This window comes from Delftia sp. 11MD, assembly GCF_050907895.1.
GTDB lineage: Bacteria > Pseudomonadota > Gammaproteobacteria > Burkholderiales > Burkholderiaceae_C > Comamonas > Comamonas tsuruhatensis.
The window spans coordinates 386878-405288 of record NZ_CP194333.1 but is presented as its reverse complement, the minus strand read 5'-3'; the positions used below and the strand labels follow the sequence as shown (position 1 = coordinate 405288).

Below are 18411 nucleotides of genomic sequence, written 5' to 3'. Positions count from 1 at the left end.
GAACAGCGCATCGTGAAGAGCGGCGCCGGCCTACAAAGAGTCACGCCATCTGCGCGGCCATCACGGCCCGCTGCGAGCGCATCTCGGCGCCGATCACCAGCATCAGCCCGGCCAGCACGGCCAGCAGCCCCAGCCACGATTGCAGCGGCTGCCGCTCGCCCACGACCCACACCGCCAGCACGAAGGCCGCCACGGGCTCGATCAGGCTCAGCGTCACGCCCGTGGGGCCGGAGATGCTGCGCAGCCCGATGGAAAACAGCATGTGCGCCAAGCCCGACACCACCACGCCCAGGTAGACCACCACCAGCACGGCCGCCAGGCTCCACTGCGGCAGGCCGCTTTGCACCAGCGCAATCGGCACCGCCATGCAGGCCGCCCCGGTGAAGACATAGAAATTCACCACGCGCGGCGACATGTGGGTGACCAGGCGCTTGTTGATCAGCGCATAGCCCGCGTACGACAGCCCCGCCAGCAGGCACAGGGCCAGGCCGCTCCAGGACAGCGTGGCGCCGCCCCGGGCCATCACCATGGCCGCGCCTCCCGCCACGCTCACCAGCGTGCCGGCCCACCACAGGGCAGACAGGGGCGCGCGCAGCACCAGCGCCTGCATCAGCCCGGCCCAGATGGGGCCGCTGCCAATGGCCACGGCCGTGCCCACGGCCACGCCCGTGAGCGTCACGCCCTCGTAGAAGAAGATGCTGTAGCCGCCGATTCCCATGGATGCCAGCAGGAACCAGGCCGGGCGCAGTCCCAGGTGCACCGGGTTGGGCAGCAGAGGCTGGACGCGCGCCCCGCCCTGCCCGGCCCGCCCGCGCAGCCTCCAATGGGAAACCGCCAGCAGCGCCCCCAGAAACAGGCTGGAAACCGCCAACTGCGCGGCGCCCACCCAGAACGGCGACAGCCCGCCTGCGCCCAGGCTTTGCGCCGTGCCCGTCGTGCCCCAGAGCACGGCAGCCACCGAAACGAAGGCGATGCCGACGGCGGAGGAAGAAGCGGAAGAGTTGCGAACCATGGCGCCATGTTGCGCCTGGCGCGGCCGGGCATTTGTCGAGAAACGCTCGTAGTCCGCAAGACTGTGAACGGGCTAGCCGCGCAGCTGCCGCGCCGTCACGCCCCGGTCGCGCCGCAGCGCATAGGCCAGCGCGCTGGCCGAGGCATAGCCGCAGCGCAGCGCCGTGGCCTCCAGGGGCAGGCCCCGCGCCAGCCCGCGCTCGGCCGCATCCAGGCGCAGGCCGCGCAGCCAGGCCTGGGGCGGCTGGCCCGCCAGCTCCACGAAGCGTGCGTGAAAGCGCTGGGCACTCATATGGCACAGGGCGGCCAGCCGGGCCGTGGGCCAGTCCTCGTGCAATGCGGCCTGTACGCTCGTGGTCAGTTGCTGCAGGTCCAGCCCCCGGCGCGCCAGCAGGCCGGGCGCCTGCAGCACCTGGGCCAGCTGCTCTGTGGCCGGGCCTTCCGACTCCCGGCCGCGCAGAGCGGGCGGCACGGAAAAGCGCCGCATCCGGTCCAGCCCCGGGCCGCTGGGCGCATCGATGACGAACACGCGCGAGCGCGGCGCCGCCAGGTAGCCGTGGTCCACGCCGGCGGGGATGAGCATGCCGCTGACGGCGTCCACAAAGGCGCTGCGCCCGCCCACCTCCAGCTCCATGCGGCCCTGCAGCGCATAGAGGATCTGCGCATGGCCGTGGGCATGGGCCTGGTGCTCGCCGCTGTAGCTGCGCACCGAGCTGTGCGGCGCGAAGGCGGTATCGGTGGCATCGGCCGCGCCGTCTTGCGCGGCGGCATCGCTGTGGAGGGAAGAGAGGGTGTAGGCCATGGCGGCATCCTGTGCCCGCGATGGTAGCGCGCGCCAGTCCGCGCCACCATGGGCCCGATAATGGCCGCAGCCTGCCGCAGCCCAACATGACCGAGCCGTCCACCACCACCTCCTCCGCCCCTTCCACCCCCACTGAAGCGCCCCGCCGCAGCTGGGCCCAGACCCTGCGCGTCTATGCCGAGCCGGCCAGCCTGCGCATGCTGGCCCTGGGTTTTTCGGCAGGCCTTCCGCTGCTGCTGGTGCTGGGCACGTTGTCGTTCTGGCTGCGCGAGGCCGGCGTGGACCGCACCACCATCGGCTACCTGAGCTGGGTGGGCCTGGCCTATGCCTTCAAGTGGGTCTGGTCGCCGCTGGTGGACCGCATGCCGCTGCCGCTGCTCACGCGCTGGCTGGGGCGGCGGCGCGGCTGGCTGCTGTTCGCGCAGATGCTCATCGTCGCCGGGCTGTGCGGCATGGCGTTCAATGATCCGCGCGTCTCGCTCACGCCGCTGGTGTGGTGCGCGCTGGCCGTGGCCTTCGGCTCGGCCACGCAGGACATTGCGCTGGACGCCTACCGCATCGAATCGGCCGATACCGAGCGCCAGGCCGCGCTGGCCGCCACCTACCAGACCGGCTATCGGCTGGCCATGATCTGGGCCGGCGCCGGCGTGCTGTGGCTGGCCGCCCGCGCCGAGGTGGCGGGCATGGCGGGCTACCAGAGCGGCGCCTGGCAGGTGGCCTACCTGGCCATGGCCGCCTCCATGGCCGTGGGCATGCTGACCGTGCTGCTCTCGCCGGAACCGGTGCCACGCCCGCTGGCACCTGCCCGCAACGCGGCCGAGTGGCTGCGTGGCGCGCTGGTCGAGCCCTTTGCCGACTTCCTGGGCCGCTACCGCTGGCAGGCGCTGCTGGTGCTGGGCCTGATCGCCATCTACCGCATCAGCGACGTGGTCATGGGCATCATGGCCAACCCCTTCTACGTGGACATGGGCTTCACCAAGGACGAAGTGGCCGCCGTGACCAAGGTGTACGGCGTGATCATGACGCTGGCGGGCGCCTTCCTGGGCGGGGCGCTGGCCATGCGCTGGGGCGTGATGCGCGTGCTGATGCTGGGCGCCGCGCTGTCGGCCGCCACCAACCTGCTGTTCGCCTGGCTGGCCACGCGCGGCCATGACGTGAATGCGCTGGTCTGGGTGGTGAGCGCGGACAACCTGGCCGGCGGCATCGCCTCGGCGGCCTTCATCGCCTACCTGTCGGGGCTGACCAATGTGCAGTACTCGGCCACGCAGTACGCGCTGTTCAGCTCCATGATGCTGCTGGCGCCCAAATGGCTGGCCGGCTTCTCGGGCGCCTTTGTCGATGCGCATGGCTACGTGAGCTTCTTCCAGGCCACGGCCCTGCTGGGCCTGCCCGTGCTGGTGCTGATCGCACTGGCCTCGCGCGTGCATGCGGTGCGGCCCGCGCAACGCGGCAGTTGAGCGGCTGGCCGCAGGCTGCGCTGTTTTACCGAACTTTACGCAAGCGACAAGCGCGGCTGACGGGGCGCTGCGAGCATCGTCGCAACACGACGCCAGGCCCCAGCATGAATACACTGCCCTCCATGAGTACGCACCATCTTCTGATGATCGAAGACGACACCCGCCTCGCGCAGATGGTGGGTGACTACCTGGGCAACAACGGCCTGCAGGTCACGCACATGGGCGACGCCCGCAGCGGCCTGGAGCAGCTGCAGCCCGCCGACGGCGTGGCCGGCGCCGACCTGCCCGACCTCGTCATCCTCGACCTCATGCTGCCCGACATGGACGGCCTGGAGGTCTGCCGGCGCATCCGCGCCCTGCCCGGCGCCGCAGCGCAGGTGCCGGTGCTGATGCTCACGGCCAAGGGCGACCCCATGGACCGCATCATCGGCCTGGAGATCGGCGCCGACGACTACCTGCCCAAGCCCTTCGAGCCGCGCGAGCTGCTGGCGCGCATCCGCGCCATCCTGCGCCGGCGCGGCGGCGGCGAGGGCTCGGCCGCAGGCCAGCCGGCCACGGCGCTGCGCTTCGGCAGCCTGGAGATCGACCGCGACGCGCGCAGCGTCACCGTGGCGGGCCAGCCCTGCGAGCTGACCTCCTACCAGTTCGACCTGCTGGTCACGCTGGCCGAGCGCGCGGGCCGCGTGCTCACGCGCGACCAGATCATGGAGGCCGTGCGAGGCCGCGAGCTGGAGGCCTTCGACCGCTCCATCGACGTGCACATGGGCCGCATCCGCGCGGCCATCGAGGCCGACCCCAAGGCGCCCAAGCGCATCCTGACCGTGCGCGGCGTGGGCTACGTCTTCGCCAAACAACAAGACTAGCCAAGCGAATGAAGCTGCTGTCCCTCTTCTCCCAGCGCCTGTACCTGCGCATCTGGCTGGCCGTGGTCGGCGGCGTGGCCGTGCTCACGCTGACGGTGGCCTGGGCCTGGCAGATCGCGGCCGAGCAGAACGCGCAGAACGTGCAAAGCGCCAGTTCGCCGCCCTCGCGCGACGTGGCCATGCGCGACGGCCAGGGCAACGTGATCGCCCAGGGCCGTGCGCGGCGCCTGCCCGGCCCGCCCGAGGAGGGCCTGCGCTTCGAGATCGAAGGCACGGACGGCCAGACCTACATGCTGCACATGGCGCCGCGCCCGCCGCGCGGCGACCGCCCGCCGCACGACGGTGCAGCCGCCTTCTGGCTGCGCCCGCCCTTCGGCTTCCTTTGGCTGCTGGGCCTGGTGGGCGTGGCCGTGGCAGTGGGCGTGTTCCCCATCATCCGCCGCCTGCTCAAGCGGCTGGAGAACCTGCAGCGCGGCGTCAAGCGCTTTGGCGAGGGCGACCTGTCGGTGCGCGTGCCCGAGCACGGCAGCGACGAGGTGGCCGACCTGGCCCACCAGTTCAACGCCGCCGCCGCGCGCATCGAGACCCTGGTGACCTCGCACAAATCGCTGCTGGCCAATGCCTCGCACGAGCTGCGCTCGCCGCTGACGCGCATCCGCATGGGCCTGGAATTCATGGGCGACGACCCGGCCAGCGCCCGCGCGCGCGCCGAGATCCAGCGCAACATCAGCGAGCTGGACCAGTTGGTGGACGAGATCCTGCTGGCCAGCCGGCTGGAGACCTATGAGGGTGACGTGGGCACGATCGAGCCCGTGGACCTTATCGGCCTGGCCGCCGAGGAATGCGCGCGCGTGGATGCCGACCTGGACCTGCAGTCCACCGACGCGCTGGAAGTGCCCGGCATCTCCAAGCTGCTGCGCCGTGCCGTGCGCAACCTGCTGGAGAACGCGCGCCGCTACAGCCAGGGCGCCATCACGCTGGAGCTGGCGCGCCAGGACGCCATGGCCGAGATCCGCGTCTGCGACCACGGCCCCGGCGTGGCGCCGGCCCACCGCGAGCGCATCTTCGAGAAGTTCTTCCGCCTGCCCGGCGCCAGCGAGCGCTCGGGCGGCGTGGGCCTGGGCCTGGCCCTGGTGCGCTCCATCGCCCAGCGCCACGGCGGCAGCGTGCACTGCGAAGGACGCGCCGACGGCCAGCCGGGCGCCTGCTTCGTGCTGCGGCTGCCGCTGGCCTGAGCTGCCGCCTGCGGCTCAGCCGCGCCGGTGCTGCCACTCCACACGTTCCACCAGGTCCCTGAGCAGGTCGAAATGCCAGCGGGTGCGCTTGAGCAGGCGGCCGTAGCGCGAGCGGGGGAAGCGGTAGGCGCCATCGGCCAGTTCGATGGCGCAGGCCGCCAGGTGCCACTGCTGCTCGAACGCCTGGTGGCTGTCCGGCGGGTCGGCGCGCATGCGGCGTATGTGCGCCAGCGCCAGCTCCACCGCGCATTCCACGTCGAACTGGCGGGCCTTGCGGTCGGGCTTTTTGCCACAGACCTCGGCCAGGGTGACCAGCCGCCCCTCGATGACGACCAGACAGACATGCATGGCCTGCCACGCGCTGGGCCAGTCGGAAGGCCTGGCGACTTGCGATCGCTTCGGCAACGGCTGCGCCTGCACTGCCGCGCCGGCAGTGTTTTTGCGGGATGTCATGGGGTCAGCCCTCCTGATAGAGAAGAGGGCTGGAAGGGGCAAGCGCAGCGCTGGGGCTGGCAAGGATGGGGAGGGTCATGGTCTGTTTTCCTACGAGATCACAGAAAACCACCGGTTGAGTTTCTACGCACAACAGGTGGGCGTGGTGGTTAGAAACACGTCCGTAGCCGTGCGGGCGTCCTTGCGGATAGCCCCCACCACGCCCGAAACCATGCGGACAGGCGCAAGCAAATGCGCCAATCCGACGAGATAAGGCATGACAAAGCCCCGCTTTAAGGTGGGGGCTGCAACCTCACGGAAGGTGTTTCTACGCACCGGGCCTTTCGGCTTGCGGGCAGTTTAACGGGTCAGGGCCGGCCGGCCAGCCGAGCCCTCAATCCCGGCCCAGGTGCTCGCACAGGAAGTCGATGAACACGCGGGTCTTGCGCGGCAGGTGGCTGCTGTCGGGAAAGACCACGCTGATGGGCTGGGGCGGCAGGGCGTGGTCCGGCAGCACGCGCTGCAGCACGCCGCCGGCCAGGTCATCCTCCACAAACCACGCAGGCAGCACCGCCACACCCAGCGAGGACCGGGCCAGGGCGCGGATGGCGGTGGAGGAGTTGGATTGGTGGGCCGCCCGGCCCACCACGTCCACGCCCTGGCCGCCGGCAGTGCGCAGCGTCCAGGCCGTGGGATGGGCGAGGTTGCTGTTGGCAATCCAGGGCAGGTCTGCCAGGTCTTCGGGCCTGCGCACGGGATGGCTGCGCAGGAAGGCGGCCGAGGCCACCAGCACGATGTCGTAGCCGGCCAGCCTGCGGCTTTTGAAGCTGGAGTCCGCCAGGTGGCCCAGGCGCACGACCAGGTCCAGCTTTTCGGCCACCAGGTCGCTCAGTGATGAGTTGACGTCATAGGCCACCGAGATGCCCGGGTAGCGCTCCAGGAAGGCCGGGATCAGCGGAAGAATGTACTTCTCCCCGTATTCGCTGGTGGTGCTGATGCGCAGCCGGCCCGCGATGCGGTTGCCGCTGTGCATGGCGTTGTCGAAGGCGCTGCCCACGTCGCGGACGATGCCCTTGAACTCGTCGTAGAACTCCCGCCCGGTTTCCGTCAGGGCGATGCTGCGGGTGTTGCGCACCAGCAGGGCCACCGATAGCGCCTCTTCCAGCGCCTTGACGTGCAGGCTGGCCATGGCCTTGCTGATGCCCAGGAAGTCCGCCGCCCTGGTGTACGAGCCGAAATCCACCACGGCCAGAAAGGTCTGCGCGCGGTGGAGCAGCGTGTGCATGGCCGTGCTTGTGGGGGTCATTGTTCAATCCAGTCAAACAAAGAGTCCAGCATAGCCCCATCGACGTGGCCGCCCGCGCTCTTTAGTCTTGCCCCTCCTGAAAGCGCAAGATGACATACCGATACCGCCTGGCCACCGTTTTCCTGATGGGTTTCTTCGTCGACTGCATCAACATCTTCATGCCCGCCGTCGCGCTGCCCACGATTGCGGCCGAGTTCCATGTGGGCATCTCGGCCGGGGCCTGGGTGGCCAATGCCTACATGCTGGGATTGACGCTGGCCATTCCCCTCGCCCCCTGGCTGGCCGACCGCTGGGGCGCGCGCGGGCTGATGGCGGGCTCCATGCTGGCCTTCGCCCTGGCCGCCTGGGCCTGCGGCGAGGCGGGCAGCTTCGGCCAGCTGGTGGGCTGGCGCTTCATCCAGGGCATGGCGGGCGGGCTGGTGATCCCAGTGGGCCAGGCCCTGGCCTTCAACCGGTTCCAGGGACCGGAGCGCGCGCGTGTCTCCACGCTGGTCATGGCCGTGGCGCTGATCGCACCGGCCCTCTCGCCCTGGCTGGGCGGGCTGATCGTGGACCACGGCTCCTGGCGCTGGGTGTTCCATTCCAATATTGCGCTGGCCCTGGCCGCCGCAGGCCTGGCCTGGCTGTGGGTGCGCGATGCACCGGCCACGGCCCGGCAGCGGCCCGACCTCAGGGGCCTGGTGCTGGTCAGCGCCGCGCTGGCCGCCTGGCTACTGGGCATGTCGCTCTATGGCTCACAAGGTTCGGGCCAGGGCCTGGCGCTGGCCTGGCTGGGCATGGCGGCGGGCCTGGCCTTCACGGTGCTGTATGCCATCCATGCCCGCAAGACGGCCCACCCCATTGTGGAACTGCAACTGCTCAAAAGCCCGCGCCTGCGCATGTCGGTGGCTGTCTACCACGCCATTCCCGGCGTGTTCACGGGCGTGAACCTGCTCAACATCTTCTACCTGCAGGACATGCTGCACCTGAGCGCGCAGGCCACAGGCCGATTCATGATGGTCTACGCAGGCGGCGCCCTGGTGTCCATGCTGGTGGGCGGCCGGCTGTACAACCGCGCGGGCGCACGGCCCCTGTTCATCGCCAGCATGGTGCTGCACAGCCTGGGCATTGCGGCGCTGGCCGCCGTGGCGGCCCCTGCCGACACCTGGCTGCTGGCGGCCGCCTACGGGCTGATGGGCCTGGGCGGCGGCCTGGGTGCCAATACCGCGCAGACGACGGCCCTGCTGGACTTCGACGGCCGGCAGACGCAGCAGGCCAGCGTGATCTGGAACCTCAACCGGCAGATGGCCTTCAGCGTGGGCGCTGCGTTTTTCCTGATGGTTTTCAACACGCTCGCCACCCGCCTGGACGCAGGCCGGGCCTATCACATGACGTTTCTGATCGCATCGCTGGCAGGGCTTGTACCCCTGCTGCAACTGCGATCGCTGCACACCCCCGAGGACCACCATGCAAGACAACAAGCCCATCGACCGTGACATTGACATCGGCATCGCCGAACGCAGCATCCACCAGGTGCACGAGCTGATCCACACCGTCTTCACCCAACCAGCGGGCGCACAGGAAGCGCTGCAGGCGCTGATGCCCCAGTTCAGCCCGGAGTTCAGCATGGTGACCACCACGGGCAGGCTCGTAGGCCTGGACGATGTGGAACAGATGTTCCGGCGCGCGGCCGGCCAGCGGCCAGGGCTGGAGATATGCGTCTGCGACATGCAGCCCGTATGGCGGGACACGGCCGGCCTGGCCATGCGCTATCTGGAAACCCATCGCCTGGACGGCGTGGAGACCTCGCGCCGATCAGTCGTGATCCTCAAACGTGCGGGCCAAGGGGTGCTGTGGCATTACCTGCATGAGACGGCAATGGGCTGATGGCTCTACGGCAGGAAGCGAGAATGCGGGGCCCTTTGGATTGCCGAATTCAGCCCCGCTCACTCTTTCTTGAATACACCTTCAGACCCCGGCTCTCACCAAAGCCGTGCTGCTCCAAAAGCAGGGCAGCCTGGGGATTGAGGGCCTCTGCATAAATGGTGGTGTGGCCGACATCCTGCAGGAATTTCTGCATGAGGAGCCTGCCGATACCCCGCCGCTGCAGCCCGGGGTCCACGACGATTTCACTGAGGTGCGTGACCATGGCGCCGTCGGTGAAGCCGCGCAGGAAGCCGACAGCACTGCCGGTGGTCGTCGCCAGCAGGTAGTAGGAGGCACTGAACATCTGCCGAAGCAGGCCTTCCGGATAGCTGCTGCCCCAGCCATTGGAGACGTATATCTTCTCTATATCTTTGAAATACGCATCGATATTGTCCTGGCGCTTCAGGATGGCGTAGTCCTGGTGCATATGCATCTCCCCCATTCAAACGCAATGCCACGATGATGGCGCATCGGCACAGGCACATCGTCGCGGCCCGGTTATGGCTCGCAATGGAAGGCGATGAGCGGGAATCAGCCCCGCAGGTATCGGTCGGCGATGCTGCCGGGCACGTAGAGGCCGCGCTCCAAGTAGAAGTCCAGCTTCTTGCGGTCGGGCGCGCGCAGCTTGATCAGTGGCACGGGCGCCAGTTCGGTGCGCGAGAACATCAGGCGGATCTTGAGCGGGGTGCGGCCCCAGTTACCCTGCACGTGCAGGAAGAAGGGTCCGTCCTCGGCCTTGGCCAGCCGCAGCCGGTAGCTGCCGCCGGCGCGCAGCACGCGCTGCATGGCCAGGTGCATGCTCAGGTAGGCGGGCATGTCGATGCCCTGGCGCAGTTGCTCGTATTCGCCGGCCTGCTGGAGCTGGGCGATATAGGCCTCGCCCGTCTGCGGTAGGACCTGTTCCACGTATTCCTTGTGCAGGGCCGCGATGAAGGCGCTGCCCGGGGGCGCGGCCATGAGCCAGTTCTCGACCACGGGCACCTGCGGGTCGCGGGTGTAACGCTCCAGGTAGTAGGCGACGAGGTCGGCGCCGCTGCGCTGCTGCTGCTCCAACAGCCAGTCCAGCGGCTCGGTGAGGATGGTGCTGGCGTCCAGCCAGATGCCGCCGTGGCGGTGCAGCAATTCCAGGCGCAGCCAGTCCGAGCGCTTGGCCACGGGCAGCTGCTGCAGGTTGCCGGGCAGTTGCGGCACGTATTGCGGCAGTTGCGCGTCGTTGAGGATGCGCAGGCTGTAGCCGGGGTTCAGGCGGGCCCAGTTGTCAAAGCAGCGCTGTATGAGCAGCGGCACCGAGTCGCCATTCCAGTAGGCCCAGATGATGCGGGGTATGGGCGTGGAGACGGGCACGGGCGCCGCAGGCCCAATGTCGTGGCTGCGGAAGTCGGGCGCGGGGCCCTGCTCCAGGCGGCGTGCGAAGGTGGCGTAGAAGCGGCGCATGCCCGCCGCCAGCCACAGCTCGCCCCGGGTTTTCAGTTTCAGGGCGCTCATGCAGGGGCTCCTTGCTGGCGTGCCCACTGCTCCCAGCTGCGCAGCTTCCAGGCGCGCAGCACCCAGCCCCTGCGCACATAGGCCTGGCGCAGGGCCGGCAGGGACAGCGGGGAGATGCGGCCGAAGTCCGCCAGGAACTGCTGCGCCAGCGCCTGCCGCTGCGCGGGCGGCATGTCCCGCTGCCGGTCGAGAAAGCGCAGGGCGCCGATGAGGTTGCGCGCAGCCTGGTGCGCCCAGGCGAACTGCAGGCGCCCGTCGTTGCGCAGCGCATCATCTTGCAGGGCTTGCACGGCCTGCGCCAACGGCCACAGGGCGGCGGACTGGTCTGCGGCCTTGGCAGGCGTCATGGACGCAAGGATGGAGTTGGCACGCTGCCGGTAGGCCACCCAGGGCTGGGGGTGGTAGTAGAAGCTGCTGCAGCGCAGCGCCATCTGCGGCATGGTCATCATGTCTTCGAAATAGCGGCCTGCAGGAAAGCGCAGGCCGGCATCCCACAGGCTGCGGCGCGAGATCTTGGACCAGGCATGCAGCTGGCCCGTGCGCAGCAGGCCGGCCAGCAGGGCGCCCCGGTCCTGCGAGCGCTGCAGCGTGGGGCCCTGGAAGCTGTGCCGGTGCGCCTCGCCGCGCAGGCGGTGCTTGAGGCGCGGGGCCTCGCGCCAGACGGAGAAGTCGCAGAGCACGGCATCGGGCGCATGTTGTTTCACGATGGCCGACAGCCCGGCAATCGCGCCGGGCAGCAGCTTGTCGTCGGAGTCCAAAAACCACAGGTAGTCGCCCGTGGCCGCCTCGATCATGGTGTTGCGCGCCGCGCTCAGGCCGGCGTTGCGCTCATGCTGCATGAGCTGCAGGCGGCCGGGCCAGCGCTGGTCCAGCTGCTGCATCAGGGCCCAGGAGTCATCGGTGGAGCAGTCGTCCAGCACCAGCACCTGCACGCCGGCATCGGCCTGGTCCATGACGGACTGCAGGCATTCCTCCAGGTAGGGCACCACGTTGTAGACGGGCACCAGGATGCTGAGCCAGGTCACGGACGCTCCCCCTGCAGCAGGCGGGCGAACAGGTCTTCGTACTGGCCGGTCATGCGCTGCAGGCTGTAGTGCGACAGGGCTTCCTGCCGCGCGGTGGCGGCCATGCGCACGGCGGCTTCGTCATCCTGCAGCGCCTGCTGCAGGGCGTCGGCCAGCGATTCAGGGTCGGCGTGCGCGGCCAGCAGGCCGTTGTCGCCGGGCCGCACCACTTCCTGCACGCCCACCACGCGGCTGCCCACCACCACGCAGCCCGCCGCCATGCCCTCCAGCAGGGACAGGGGCATGCCCTCGTAGTGCGTGGACAGCACGCAGACGCGGTGCGCGCGCAGCAGGCCGGGCACGTCGTTGCAGATGCCGATGAATTGCACCTGATCCTGCAGGCCCAGTTCGGCGCTGAGCCGCTGCGCCGCCTGCTGGGCGCGCGCCTTGCCGCCGCCGGCCAGGGTCAGCGTGGGCTTGAGGCCGCGCTGGCGCAGCACGGCCAGCGCGCGCAGCAAGGTGGCATGGTCCTTTTGCCGCGCAAAGCGCGCGGCCATGACGATGTCCGGGCGGCGCTGCAGCAAGGGGGGTGGCTCCTGCAGATAGGGCTCGGGCCGGATGCCGTTGCTGATGGCCAAGAGCTTGTCTGCAGGAAAGCCGCGGTCCTGCAGGCTCTGGCGCACGCCTTCGGAGCAGCCGACGATGGCGGCCGTGCGCTCGGTCAGCCACAGGGCCTGCGCCAGCCGCCAGCGCGTGTAGCGCTCGCGCGAGTTGTGTTCCACATGCACCAGGCAGGGCACGCCGGCCCACAGCGCGGCAAAGCGGCCCCAGAGGTGGTCGCTGAAACCATGGGCGACGACGATGTCCGGCCGGAAGTCCAGGCAGATGCGGCGCAGCTGCCAGACGGTGGCGGCATGGGACCAGCCGGCGACCACATCGACATCGATGCCGCCGTCGCGCAGCTTCTGCACGCGTTCATCGGAGGTATTGCGCTTGCGCCGCAGCACCAGCCGGGCGTCGAAGCGGCCCGACGCGCGGTGCGCCGACACCAGATCCACCGCCACCTGGGTGGCACCCGAGAAGCCGCCCGTCACGAAGTGCAGCACCCGGGGCCGGGCCGTGGTGGCGCGCTCCGTCACCGCACGGCTCCGCTGGCCCTTTCCAGGCCATGCAGCGATGACCACAGGGCCACCACGAGGAAGACGAAGAAGACGATGCCGCTGTTGTGCACGAAAAATTGCTGTGACATGCCGAACGCCAGGTACATGGCTGGCATCAGGCTGCCCAGGATACGCAGCAGCAGGGCCTCGCGCCAGGGGGTGCTGTCCGCAGGCCACAGCGCCATGCGCCGCCGCGAGGGCCAGAACAGCCACAGCAGCGAGATGAACAGTGCCGCCTGCAGCAGCACGCCCGGCACGCCGAGCTTGACCCAGATGTCCAGGAAGTCGTTGTGGATGAAGTTGTATTCGCGGATGGAGCGTCCATAGTCACCCGCGTCCACGCGCCGGTGCATCTCGTCCACATAGCCCTGCATGCCCCAGCCCAGCAGGGGCTTCTCGCCGATCATCTGCACGGCCAGCCGGTACTGCTCCAGCCGGGTGCCCAGCGAGGTGTCGGAGTTGCCGGAATGCAGGTAGTTGCTCACATCCAGGTAGACCTCGTCGACGCGCTCGCTGACGCGGGGTATGAAGGCCATCACGGTGGCCAGCGCCACCACGATTGCAGCGCAGCCCAGCAACAGGCGCCCGAAGTACTGCGGGCGGTACATGCGCACCAGCACCATCAGCATGAGGAACATCGGCAGCAGCGCCAGCCAGCCCCCCCGCGAGCCCGACAGCAGCGAAGCCAGCGCACCCATTGCAGCGGCCGCCAGCACCAGCAGGCGCCACAGCAGGGAGCGCTGGTGCCAGAAGGACATGGCATAGATGCAGGAGAAGCAGCCCAGCAGCAAGGCCATGTTGCCCCACTGGATGGCATTGGTGTAGCCCGTGGCCCGCTCCATGCCCAGCACGCAGACCTGCCACAGGGCCATGAAGCCCGCGCCTGCGCTGCCCAGCGGTATGCCCCACAGGAAGATCCGCGCCGTGGGCGGGTAGCACATGGCGAACAGCAGGCTGACCGCGCCCAGGATGAATTTCACGGGGCGGTCGAACTGACCGGTGCCCCCGTCCAGCACGGACAGGTGGTACCACATCACCGCCATGCCCATGAACAGTGCCACCAGCAGCCAGGTGCCAGGCGACTGCCTGTACCGGACCCAGCGGGGCAGAAAACACAGGGCGCCCAGGGCCATGAGGCCCGCGCCATAGGAATAGCCCGAACGCAGCCACAAGGCCAGTCCGGGCACCAGAACAGCGGCCAGGGTCGTGAGGAGCCCTGGCAGCTTCGACTTGTCAAATCTCATCAAGACCGCGACTTTCTGCCCCAAAATGCGGGCATTCCGCTTTCCATCCGCTATGAAAAAAATTCCTGCGGTCTTATTCAGGCTGCTCCATCGCTGGGCAGCCCCTTCCAAAATCGGCGCAGATTACACCATGCCCGCGCCCTTGCAGCTGCCCCCATCGCCCCCGGCAGCCGATGGTCTTGCAGCGGACATCCCGAAGACGATCTGGACGTACTGGAACCAGTCCGGCCTGGACCCTTTCGTCCAGCAGTGCGTGGACAGCTGGCGGCGGCAATGCCCGGGTCACCAGGTCATCGTCGTGACACCAGAGAGCCTGGGCCAGTACGTGGCCTGCGGCGACCTTCCTGCGGCGTTTGCCGAACTCCACCCCACCAAGCAATCGGACTGGCTGCGCCTGTATCTGGTGGCGCACCACGGCGGCTACTGGTTCGATGCCACCACGCTGCTGACCGCGCCGCTGGACTGGATGGGCGCCGGCGCAGGCGCTGCCGAGCTGACCGGCTTCTACCTTGAGGGCTTCACCAGGGACAGGCGCTACCCCGTGATCGAAAGCTGGTCATTCTGCGCTCCGGCCGGCTCGCGCTTTGTATCGGAATGGCAAAAGGAGTTTCACCAGGCGCTGATCGTGGAGGGCCCTGCGGCCTACCTGCAGCGCCTGCAGTCGCGGCCCGACGCCGCCGAGGTGCTGCAGGGCATCCCCGATCCAAATTACCTTCTGATCCATGTGACGGCCCAGCAGGTGATGCGCCGGCTGCCCGATGCCCGGCTCACGCTGTTCAAGGCCGAGGACACCGCCTTCTTCTACCACCGCGCCCTGCGCTGGAAGTGGTACCTGCTCTACCCCCAGCTGTGCCTGGCGAAGGCGCCGCAGGTGGCGGCACCCATCGTCAAGCTGCGCGGCGGGGAACGGCGCCATTTCACGGACATGCTGGCCTTGCACGGAGGTGCTGCGCCAGACAGCATCTGGAGCCGCGCGCTTTCGGCGCGCTGAGACACGCAAAGCGGGCCGAGGCCCGCTTTGCTCAATGCCCGCCTGCGAAGACTTCGCCGGCCTTCAAGCGGTACAGCGTGCCGCAGTAGGGGCACTTGGCCTCGCCGGTGTGGGCCACGTCCAGGTAGACCTTGGGATGGCTGTTCCACAGCTTCATGTCGGCCTTGGGGCTGGGGCAGAACACGCCGCCCTGGGCGTTGAGGTCCTTGGCCGCCAGTTCGACGGTGGCATTCGTTGTCATGCTTGCTTATCTCTTTCGTGGGTATCTGTCATTTTCATCGCCGGGCCGCCCCAAGATGAAAAGCACCCCCTCGGGGGGCAGTGGACCTTGCAAAGCAAGGGTAGCGTGGGGGTCATTTTTCTCAGACCCGAGTCAGCCAATGGGCGTACTTGGGGTTGCGGCCGTTGACGATGTCAAAGAAGGCCTGCTGGATCTTTTCGGTGAGGGGGCCGCGGCTGCCCGCGCCGATCTCGATGCGGTCCACCTCGCGGATGGGCGTGACTTCGGCGGCCGTGCCGGTGAAGAAGACTTCATCGGCGATGTACAGCTCGTCGCGCGTGATGCGCTTTTGCACCACCTCCAGGCCGAGGTCCTTGCAGATGTGCATCACGGTATTGCGCGTGATGCCGTTGAGCGCGCCGGCCGACAGGTCGGGCGTGTAGACCACGCCGTCCTTGATGACGAAGATGTTCTCGCCCGAGCCTTCGGAGACGAAGCCCGAGGCGTCCAGCAGGATGGCCTCGTCATAGCCGTCGTCCAGTGCCTCGGTGTTGGCCAGGATGGAGTTGGTGTAGTTGCTCACCGCCTTGGCCTGGCTCATGGTGATGTTCACATGGTGGCGCGTGAAGCTGGAGATCTTCACGCGGATGCCGCGCTGCATGCCTTCCTCGCCCAGGTAGGCGCCCCAGGCCCAGGCCGCAACCATCAGGTGGATGGTGTTGCCCTTGGGGGAGACGCCCAGCTTGCGGTCGCCGATCCAGGTCAGCGGGCGCAGGTAGCACGATTCCAGCTGGTTGGCGCGCACGACCTCCACCTGGGCCTGGTTCACCGCTTCCTGGGTGAACGGGATCTGCATGCGCAGGATCTTGGCGCTGTTGAACAGTCGCTTGGTGTGGTCTTCCAGGCGGAAGATGGCCGGCCCCTGTTCGGTCTTGTAGGCCCGAACGCCCTCGAATGCGCCGCAGCCGTAGTGCAGCGTGTGGGTCAGCACGTGGATCTTGGCATCGCGCCAGTCCACCAGCTGTCCATCCATCCAGATCTTGCCGTCACGATCGGCCATCGAGGGAACAACGGGGCTCATAGAAACATCCTTGGGGGTATTGAACAGAACACCAACCCGCTATTTTAGGGCGCGGGGGCTGCCTCGGGGGCCGCCACCGTCTCGGGTTGCGGTTCGGGTTCGGGCGTGGGGCGCACCAGGGTCCACTTCACGAGCCGGCCATGCATGAACTCGCAGGTCACATGGGATTGCGTGCCGTCGGTCCAGCGGTAGATCTCGGGATGCTGGCCGTCTTCGGACAGGCGCTCGCCCAGGGAGCGCGTCATGGCCACCACGTGCATCAGCGAGACCTTGGGCTTGAGCTTGACGTTGAGCATCACGGCGCTGCCCACATAGCCCATGGGACGGTCCGAGGCCTTCTTCATGATGGACATCAGCCGCGTGAAGTGCAGCAGCAGCCACATCATGATGCCGCCGCCCACGGCAACCACGCCCATCCAGCCATAGGACTGGTGCGCAGCCACCAGCAGTACGAGCAGACCCAGGGGAATCAGGATATTGCGCAAATTCATGGCGCCGATTGTCTTATGGAGGCGCCGCAGGACCGCTGCGGACAGTGCGTATGCCCCCGCAATGCGCTCGGCAAGGCAGTGCCTCAGCCCATCCCTCGGACGATGTTCATGGCTTCGTCCACGCGCTCCACGGCATGCACGGTCAGGCCGGGGATAGCCTTCTTGGGCGCATTGGCCTTGGGCACCACGGCCATGGTGAAGCCGAGCTTGGCGGCTTCCTTCAGGCGCTCCTGGCCGCGCGGCGCGGGGCGCACTTCGCCGGCCAGGCCCACTTCGCCAAAGGCCAGGAATCCCTTGGGCAGGGCGCGGCCGCGCAGGCTGGAGGTGATGGACAGCATCACGGCCAGGTCGGCCGCAGGCTCGCTGATGCGCACGCCGCCCACGGCGTTGACGAAGACATCCTGGTCCGCGCAGGCCACGCCCGCATGGCGGCTGAGCACGGCCAGCAGCATGGCCAGCCGGTCCCGGTCCAGGCCCACGGACAGGCGCCGGGGCGCGGGGCCGCCCTGGTCGACCAGGGCCTGTATTTCCACCAGCATGGGCCGCGTGCCCTCCAGCGTGACCAGCACGCAGGAGCCCGGCACGGGCTCGCTGTGCTGGGACAGGAAGATGGCGCTGGGGTTGGTGACGCCCTTGAGGCCCTTCTCCGTCATGGCGAAGACGCCGATCTCGTTGACGGCGCCAAAGCGATTCTTGATGGCGCGCACCAGGCGGAAGTTGCTGTGCGTGTCGCCCTCGAAGTAGAGCACGGTGTCCACCATGTGCTCCAGCACGCGCGGGCCGGCCAGGGCGCCTTCCTTGGTCACATGGCCGACCAGGATCACGGTGATGCCCGTGGTCTTGGCCGCGCGCGTGAGGTGGGCCGCGCATTCGCGCACCTGGGCCACCGAGCCCGGCGCCGAGGACAGCTGGTCCGAGTACACGGTCTGAATGGAGTCGATGACGACCACGGCCGGCTGCGTGGCCTCCATGGTGGCGAGGATCTTCTCCAGCTGGATCTCGGCCAGCACATTGACCTGGCTGGCCTCCAGCCCCAGGCGGCGCGAGCGCAGCGCGACCTGGGCACCGCTTTCCTCGCCCGTGACATACAGCGTGGGCAAGCCCACGCGGTGCAGCGCATCCATGGCCTGCAGCAGCAGGGTGGACTTGCCGATGCCGGGGTCGCCACCAATCAGCACCACGCCGCCTTCGACAATGCCGCCGCCCAGCACGCGGTCCAGCTCCTCGATGCCGCTGGGCGTGCGCGCCACGTCCTGGGCCTCGATGGCCGACAGCGGCATCACGGCCTGGGCGTTGGCCAGGCCCGCATAGCCCTGCGGCTGGCTGAGCCGGTTCTTGCCCGCGCCCGCAGGCTCGGCAACGGCCTCGATCAGCGAATTCCAGGCCCCGCAGGCCGGGCACTTGCCCAGCCAGCGCGGGCTGGAGCCGCCGCAGGCATTGCAGATGAACGTGGTTTTGTCTTTGGCCATGGGTTGGGCACTATACCGAGCGGTGGCTGCCGCCCCGCCCGCCTGCCTGTTGTCTAACGCAGTTGCGTGACAAAGAGATATCGGTTATAGTTGTCTTCTTCGCTGCACAAAATGCGGTGAAACAAAATTACTGCGGAATTACCGCGCGATGGAGCAGTCTGGTAGCTCGTTGGGCTCATAACCCAAAGGTCGGAGGTTCAAATCCTTCTCGCGCAACCACCACGAAAAAAAGCCCACTTCGGTGGGCTTTTTTTC

Annotated in this window: 19 protein-coding genes and 1 tRNA gene; 7 read left to right on the top strand and 13 right to left on the bottom strand. The window is 68.2% G+C overall.

Translation table 11 applies throughout. From position 1 onward, the window contains the following. Window positions 1-40: 40 nt before the first annotated feature. Window positions 41-1012: a DMT family transporter gene (locus ACRSCF_RS01810; RefSeq protein ID WP_016448573.1), complete on the bottom strand. Its 972-nt coding sequence runs from the start codon at window positions 1010-1012 to the stop codon at window positions 41-43. A gap of 72 nt (window positions 1013-1084) precedes the next feature. Next, window positions 1085-1813: a helix-turn-helix domain-containing protein gene (locus tag ACRSCF_RS01805; protein ID WP_047326943.1), complete on the bottom strand. Its 729-nt coding sequence runs from the start codon at window positions 1811-1813 to the stop codon at window positions 1085-1087. 86 nt (window positions 1814-1899) lie between these two features. Here ACRSCF_RS01805 and ACRSCF_RS01800 point away from each other — a divergent pair, with 86 nt between their 5' ends. The 3 genes from ACRSCF_RS01800 (at window position 1900) to ACRSCF_RS01790 (ending at window position 5368) form a co-directional block, all read left to right on the top strand. Continuing rightward, window positions 1900-3270: an AmpG family muropeptide MFS transporter gene (locus ACRSCF_RS01800; protein WP_407065216.1), complete on the top strand. Its 1371-nt coding sequence runs from the start codon at window positions 1900-1902 to the stop codon at window positions 3268-3270. A gap of 104 nt (window positions 3271-3374) precedes the next feature. Then, the gene (locus tag ACRSCF_RS01795) at window positions 3375-4133 is read left to right on the top strand and encodes a response regulator (protein ID WP_034365689.1); all 759 of its coding nucleotides are present in this window, start codon (window positions 3375-3377) and stop codon (window positions 4131-4133) included. An 8-nt stretch (window positions 4134-4141) separates the two neighbouring features. After that, on the top strand, window positions 4142-5368 hold the full coding sequence (locus ACRSCF_RS01790) for an ATP-binding protein (protein ID WP_016448576.1): 1227 nt from the start codon (window positions 4142-4144) through the stop codon (window positions 5366-5368). A 15-nt stretch (window positions 5369-5383) separates the two neighbouring features. Here the strand turns inward: ACRSCF_RS01790 and ACRSCF_RS01785 are convergent, their stop codons facing one another. Continuing rightward, window positions 5384-5821, bottom strand: coding sequence for a hypothetical protein (locus ACRSCF_RS01785; RefSeq protein ID WP_034365692.1), 438 nt, complete (start codon window positions 5819-5821; stop codon window positions 5384-5386). A 373-nt stretch (window positions 5822-6194) separates the two neighbouring features. Continuing rightward, window positions 6195-7106 carry a LysR family transcriptional regulator gene (locus ACRSCF_RS01780; protein ID WP_034365695.1) on the bottom strand — a complete coding sequence of 304 codons (912 nt, stop codon included), beginning with the start codon at window positions 7104-7106 and terminating at the stop codon, window positions 6195-6197. Between the two features lie 89 nt (window positions 7107-7195). Between ACRSCF_RS01780 and ACRSCF_RS01775 the strand changes: the two genes are divergently transcribed. Together ACRSCF_RS01775 and ACRSCF_RS01770 are read left to right on the top strand one after the other, a co-directional pair. Then, window positions 7196-8581 carry an MFS transporter gene (locus ACRSCF_RS01775; RefSeq protein ID WP_203400280.1) on the top strand — a complete coding sequence of 462 codons (1386 nt, stop codon included), beginning with the start codon at window positions 7196-7198 and terminating at the stop codon, window positions 8579-8581. After that, window positions 8553-8972, top strand: a complete 420-nt coding sequence (locus ACRSCF_RS01770) for a hypothetical protein (protein ID WP_017407679.1) — start codon at window positions 8553-8555, stop codon at window positions 8970-8972. The genes ACRSCF_RS01775 and ACRSCF_RS01770 overlap by 29 nt, the downstream gene beginning before the upstream one ends. Window positions 8973-9021: 49 nt before the next feature. Here the strand turns inward: ACRSCF_RS01770 and ACRSCF_RS01765 are convergent, their stop codons facing one another. The 5 genes from ACRSCF_RS01765 to ACRSCF_RS01745 all read right to left on the bottom strand — a co-directional run bounded on the left by ACRSCF_RS01765 (window position 9022) and on the right by ACRSCF_RS01745 (window position 13904). Then, entirely contained in the window at window positions 9022-9438 is a 417-nt protein-coding gene (locus ACRSCF_RS01765) for a GNAT family N-acetyltransferase (protein WP_034365713.1), read from the bottom strand. 104 nt (window positions 9439-9542) lie between these two features. Beyond that, complete coding sequence (locus ACRSCF_RS01760; RefSeq protein WP_034365698.1) at window positions 9543-10496, bottom strand: glycosyltransferase family 32 protein; 954 nt, start codon at window positions 10494-10496, stop codon at window positions 9543-9545. Then, a complete protein-coding gene (locus tag ACRSCF_RS01755; RefSeq protein WP_203400279.1) occupies window positions 10493-11521 on the bottom strand; it encodes a glycosyltransferase family 2 protein in 1029 nt (342 codons plus the stop codon). The genes ACRSCF_RS01760 and ACRSCF_RS01755 overlap by 4 nt, the downstream gene beginning before the upstream one ends. Continuing rightward, window positions 11518-12639, bottom strand: coding sequence for a glycosyltransferase (locus tag ACRSCF_RS01750; protein ID WP_203400278.1), 1122 nt, complete (start codon window positions 12637-12639; stop codon window positions 11518-11520). Before ACRSCF_RS01750 ends, ACRSCF_RS01755 begins: the two co-directional genes overlap by 4 nt. Beyond that, complete coding sequence (locus tag ACRSCF_RS01745; protein ID WP_016448583.1) at window positions 12636-13904, bottom strand: O-antigen ligase family protein; 1269 nt, start codon at window positions 13902-13904, stop codon at window positions 12636-12638. Before ACRSCF_RS01745 ends, ACRSCF_RS01750 begins: the two co-directional genes overlap by 4 nt. A 130-nt stretch (window positions 13905-14034) precedes the next feature. Between ACRSCF_RS01745 and ACRSCF_RS01740 the strand changes: the two genes are divergently transcribed. Then, window positions 14035-14895, top strand: a complete 861-nt coding sequence (locus ACRSCF_RS01740; RefSeq protein ID WP_017407684.1) for a capsular polysaccharide synthesis protein — start codon at window positions 14035-14037, stop codon at window positions 14893-14895. 31 nt (window positions 14896-14926) lie between these two features. On the opposite strand, the gene ACRSCF_RS01735 is transcribed toward ACRSCF_RS01740, so the two are convergent. The 4 genes from ACRSCF_RS01735 to radA all read right to left on the bottom strand — a co-directional run bounded on the left by ACRSCF_RS01735 (window position 14927) and on the right by radA (window position 18156). Further along, entirely contained in the window at window positions 14927-15136 is a 210-nt protein-coding gene (locus ACRSCF_RS01735; protein WP_012202256.1) for a zinc-finger domain-containing protein, read from the bottom strand. A 121-nt stretch (window positions 15137-15257) separates the two neighbouring features. Beyond that, window positions 15258-16196: a branched-chain amino acid transaminase gene (locus ACRSCF_RS01730; RefSeq protein WP_016448585.1), complete on the bottom strand. Its 939-nt coding sequence runs from the start codon at window positions 16194-16196 to the stop codon at window positions 15258-15260. Window positions 16197-16240: 44 nt separating this feature from the next. Continuing rightward, the gene (locus ACRSCF_RS01725; protein WP_016448586.1) at window positions 16241-16687 is read right to left on the bottom strand and encodes a hypothetical protein; all 447 of its coding nucleotides are present in this window, start codon (window positions 16685-16687) and stop codon (window positions 16241-16243) included. A gap of 83 nt (window positions 16688-16770) precedes the next feature. Further along, window positions 16771-18156 (bottom strand): DNA repair protein RadA, encoded by a 1386-nt coding sequence (gene radA, locus ACRSCF_RS01720; protein ID WP_016448587.1) that lies wholly within the window; start codon window positions 18154-18156, stop codon window positions 16771-16773. A 142-nt stretch (window positions 18157-18298) separates the two neighbouring features. Between radA and ACRSCF_RS01715 the strand changes: the two genes are divergently transcribed. Beyond that, window positions 18299-18375, top strand: a tRNA-Met gene (locus ACRSCF_RS01715). The last annotated feature ends 36 nt before the right edge of the window (window positions 18376-18411 follow it).

Bases quoted from the DNA above. Each gene is read 5' to 3' on its own strand.
- ACRSCF_RS01810 (WP_016448573.1), bottom strand. From the start codon at position 1,012: ATGGTTCGCAACTCTTCCGCTTCTTCCTCCGCCGTCGGCATCGCCTTC.
- ACRSCF_RS01805 (WP_047326943.1), bottom strand. From the start codon at position 1,813: ATGGCCTACACCCTCTCTTCCCTCCACAGCGATGCCGCCGCGCAAGAC.
- ACRSCF_RS01800 (WP_407065216.1), top strand. From the start codon at position 1,900: ATGACCGAGCCGTCCACCACCACCTCCTCCGCCCCTTCCACCCCCACT.
- ACRSCF_RS01795 (WP_034365689.1), top strand. From the start codon at position 3,375: ATGAATACACTGCCCTCCATGAGTACGCACCATCTTCTGATGATCGAA.
- ACRSCF_RS01790 (WP_016448576.1), top strand. From the start codon at position 4,142: ATGAAGCTGCTGTCCCTCTTCTCCCAGCGCCTGTACCTGCGCATCTGG.
- ACRSCF_RS01785 (WP_034365692.1), bottom strand. From the start codon at position 5,821: ATGACATCCCGCAAAAACACTGCCGGCGCGGCAGTGCAGGCGCAGCCG.
- ACRSCF_RS01780 (WP_034365695.1), bottom strand. From the start codon at position 7,106: ATGACCCCCACAAGCACGGCCATGCACACGCTGCTCCACCGCGCGCAG.
- ACRSCF_RS01775 (WP_203400280.1), top strand. From the start codon at position 7,196: ATGACATACCGATACCGCCTGGCCACCGTTTTCCTGATGGGTTTCTTC.
- ACRSCF_RS01770 (WP_017407679.1), top strand. From the start codon at position 8,553: ATGCAAGACAACAAGCCCATCGACCGTGACATTGACATCGGCATCGCC.
- ACRSCF_RS01765 (WP_034365713.1), bottom strand. From the start codon at position 9,438: ATGCACCAGGACTACGCCATCCTGAAGCGCCAGGACAATATCGATGCG.
- ACRSCF_RS01760 (WP_034365698.1), bottom strand. From the start codon at position 10,496: ATGAGCGCCCTGAAACTGAAAACCCGGGGCGAGCTGTGGCTGGCGGCG.
- ACRSCF_RS01745 (WP_016448583.1), bottom strand. From the start codon at position 13,904: ATGAGATTTGACAAGTCGAAGCTGCCAGGGCTCCTCACGACCCTGGCC.
- ACRSCF_RS01740 (WP_017407684.1), top strand. From the start codon at position 14,035: ATGCCCGCGCCCTTGCAGCTGCCCCCATCGCCCCCGGCAGCCGATGGT.
- ACRSCF_RS01735 (WP_012202256.1), bottom strand. From the start codon at position 15,136: ATGACAACGAATGCCACCGTCGAACTGGCGGCCAAGGACCTCAACGCC.
- ACRSCF_RS01730 (WP_016448585.1), bottom strand. From the start codon at position 16,196: ATGAGCCCCGTTGTTCCCTCGATGGCCGATCGTGACGGCAAGATCTGG.
- ACRSCF_RS01725 (WP_016448586.1), bottom strand. From the start codon at position 16,687: ATGAATTTGCGCAATATCCTGATTCCCCTGGGTCTGCTCGTACTGCTG.
- radA (WP_016448587.1), bottom strand. From the start codon at position 18,156: ATGGCCAAAGACAAAACCACGTTCATCTGCAATGCCTGCGGCGGCTCC.